General features: G+C 46.5%; 1 protein-coding gene. It reads right to left on the reverse strand.

Annotation, left to right across the window (positions count from 1 at the left end; all coding sequences use genetic code 11):
- Window positions 1–3,224: DUF4815 domain-containing protein (locus ACFIKE_RS08885; RefSeq protein ID WP_375649393.1), on the reverse strand; the 3,224-nt coding region annotated here is incomplete at both ends.

The raw sequence follows: 3,224 nt of genomic DNA on the forward strand, positions 1-3,224 counted from the left end.
TGCTCTGTTTCCTCTAATTTCAAAGGGGTGAAAGCACCATCATCCAGTTGCATCTCGAGTGTAAAGGTTGCACCGCCCGGTAAAAATGTTTTGATATAGCTGGTTAACCTTGCCTTTTCCCCAAAGGCAAAAGCACGCGTGACATAAGTGGCTTCCTTATGAATCTTCCCCGCAATCAATTGAACAGGAGCAAACAAGACGGGTGAGAGCTTTTCGGTGCCTTTGAGAATAGCGCGAAGCTTTACCTTTTCACTGATATATTCGGTAAGGCTTAGCAATTGAAAGGGAAGGAGTTGATAAACCGTGCCGTTGTTTCTTTCAATTTCAAAGATGACAGAACAATCGCTTGAAGGCAATTCAATGGCTGCGCGTATTTGCAAATCAGAGCAGTCCACAAGGTCAAAAGTGCCAAGATCAATGGTTTTTTCTGTTTGTGTGTAGCGTGCCGCCAGCACTCGAAAGGCTAAAGCCTCATCTTGATGAGCGGTCCATGTCTGCGCATTGACAGAAGAAAATCGTGGACCGGTCACGTAAGGGTGGCTTGAAACGTATCTTTGATGTTCTGCATCAAAATCCCCAAGCTTTGCTAAGGAGACGGAATGATCAGCATCATCTGTCTTGATAACGAAAGCCGTTAAGCGGTCATCCATCACAAGGAGTGGTACATCATAGCGTGCCTCTGCCCAACCTAGCTTTACGCCCTTCATAGAATAAAAGCTTTGCGCTTGAATATCGGCGGTCGGATAACCGTTTTCGGTTGTCACCAAATCAATCACCAGATCATGGTTCTGATTGCCGATTTTGCAAAGATGAAAGTCAATACCGGTGATTTGCCGTGTTTCATCGGGGGTAAAAACTTGCGCTTGTGGGTCAAATTGCGTCCATATCTTCACCGTGGTGGTGCGCCGCATCACTTTCACATCAATCACACCTTGACCGGTAAAAAGCCCCGTTGCAATTGTTCCACCTCTGCCTTGTGCGATAACATTTTTTGTGCCAGCGGTGATATTTTTAGGAATGGTAAAGCTTCCTTCAAGGGTGCCTTTGCTATCGGCAACAAGGCGGCTCGCTGGCAAAACATTCACACCATCAAAGGTAAGACTTTCCAAGATTTCGCTACTGCCAAAGCCTTCAATTTTGAAAGAAAGGGTAATTTGTCTCAAAAAATCGATTTTCTCTTGAGTCTCATTGACCAAGTCATCACGCACTTCTGTGTTACGGATAGTTCTCCCACGGTTCCTGCCCATGATGATTTGATTGGTGATACCCGAGAGCCAATCGGTCCGCTGTTCATGCCAGAAGTCTGTCGCGGGGTCAAGGGTTACTGTACCAGGCAGGGGTGCAAAATTTTGATAAGGATTGATTTTTTCGCAAGCCGTTGTCAATTCCTGCGCAATGATCACTTCATTTGTCCAGTCAAGCGTAACAGGCGCTTTTAAAGGAGCAGTATAGAATGTTGGGTCAATGGCAAGCTGCAAAATGCCGTTGCCAACAGCCCCCGTTTGTTGAAAGCCTTCATCTCTGTAACTATCATCAAGAAAAGGGTCAGCGAACATGCCTTTTTTGGCGACAGGTTCTTTAGAGTCCACATTGCTTTTAATGCGCTCTAACTGCATCAACCGGTCAAGCGAAAGCACTCGTTGAAAATAGCGCCACATCTCATCATAGGGGGCAACACGTGTGCCATCATTGACCACAACCGGCGTTTCAAGCCAATTGTTGGTAATGGTTGCAAGGGACAACACATCATCAGGGACATTTGGTGCCATGGGGTGATCTGATGAAACTCCTTTGATATATACGACATTGCCTTGTGTGTTCAGTCCTATGCGGTCAATGCGGGGCAATTTGTAAGTGTAACTGACGATAATATCACCACCCTCCGCACCCCCTGAGACTGTGATTTCCTGCGCTGTTACCTTATCAGCGGTAATTTTTGCGCGATAGCGATAAGTCACCTTATAGCTACTTCCCGCTAAAGGTTCATCTCCTACGGGCGCCCAATCAATGGTGTCTCCGGTTTTTTTAAAATCTGTGCCTTCTTTAAATTCCTTGCTTCCTTGAACGACTTTGATAAAAGAAGTGATGCTTTTATTAGGAACACCATCACGCCCTGAAGCAATTGCACCACGGGTTAGTGTGACAGTTTTTTCTTTTGTAAGCAAAAGAGAATGAATATCGGCAATGGGAGCATAATAGGTTTTAAAGGTAAAGCTTGTTTTCCCTTTTTGGGGTGCAAAGATATGCGTTTCTTCGGGAGTAGCATGCCCGTAAGCAGCAAGGTCGGTGATGTCATGACCAGCATCCATGGTGATGTCACCACCAGCTAGAACGACGCCAGAACTAGCGTGAATGTCAGAAGTGGCGGCGGTGATCGGACCACGAGAAACGGTGTGGTAGTCAGCAGAATCAGCCTGAATGTTAGATTTAGAGCTTGCCCCCTCTTTTGAAGGCGCAAAAATATGCGTTTCGCTTGGAACAACGCTTGTCGAAAAATCCTCTGGCTCTTCATGGCGCAAGGCGGCAAGGCGTTTACGTTTAAAGCCATTGATATTGGCTTCTCCTTCTTGAATGCTAAACACTTGGCAACCGTTATTGGCTCCCAATGCGCTCACACGGCAGCCACTCACGATATAATGCCCATGGGCACGGTCGTACGTCGCAATGGCTTGCATGGCGGGTTCAAGGAGTGATGGGGATTTTTGATCAATCAGAACACCATCTTGTAAAATATAAACCGGAAAGAAAGTGCCATTCTGCGCATCCTCTTTCAGTGCCCAAACAAGCTGTGCTGTTTCGCGTGCGGCACCAGGCTCTCCTTCTGCCAATGTGCCAGGGACTTGCCCCAACAACTCTGGATCATCCTCATGGGTAATCCATTTTTTTTGCAGCTTCACACCAATTTCCAAGCGCCCAATCATAGCAACATTGTTGAGTACAGCTGGTGCAACGGGGAAAATATCGCCTGCGATATAAATCTTGCCATCCGTTAAAGTGACGGTCTTTGTCTCTTTGTTGACAAAAGCATCAGCCCGTTCAACGCGGTCTCCTTCTTGTGCCACAAGGCGCCCCAATCGGTCATGTCGTCCCCTTATAATGGTTTGAACTTCATTCAATTCACCACTTTGAATAAAGGGACGCGTGCCATAAAAGACAACGCTTTGTTGTTCCTCTTTGCCGCGAGATCTGTCAATTGCAAAGGGTAAACCACTTTCATGCTTCAT

It is taken from the genome of Bartonella sp. MU70NMGDW, assembly GCF_042194085.1.
In the GTDB taxonomy this organism is placed as follows: domain Bacteria; phylum Pseudomonadota; class Alphaproteobacteria; order Rhizobiales; family Rhizobiaceae; genus Bartonella; species Bartonella grahamii.